The organism is Komagataeibacter intermedius TF2 (assembly GCF_000964425.1).
GTDB lineage: Bacteria > Pseudomonadota > Alphaproteobacteria > Acetobacterales > Acetobacteraceae > Komagataeibacter > Komagataeibacter intermedius.
In genome coordinates, this window is sequence record NZ_BANF01000227.1 from 1 (window position 1) to 323 (window position 323).

Consider the following 323-nt stretch of genomic DNA (forward strand, 5'->3'; position numbering starts at 1 on the left):
CCGACTTTTGTCTGGTCGGATGTAGAGAAGGAAATCGGGCAGCGCGTCCGGGAAAACCTGCTGGTCGAGGCATGGACGACCCGTGCCCGCGAGGAACAGGTTGCGCGCGAGAAAGCGGAGCTGGCCCGTCTGCTGGCAAAGCATGGCGGAAAAGCGACGTCGGCGGATGCACCCGTGCCTACCGTGCAGCTCGGGCTGCTCTAGCCCTGGGCCATGCGCCAGGAGCCATGCCCGTCGAGGCACCGGCCCAGGAACGCCAGTGCGGCACGCGGATATTTCCGGATTTCCAGAACGCTGCCGGTGGGTACCTCCATGTGGTAGGC

General features: G+C 65.3%; 1 pseudogene. It reads left to right on the forward strand.

Annotation, left to right across the window (positions count from 1 at the left end):
* Positions 1-204, forward strand: a pseudogene (locus B7449_RS16560) (hypothetical protein); the annotation flags it as partial.
* Positions 205-323 lie beyond the last annotated feature (119 nt).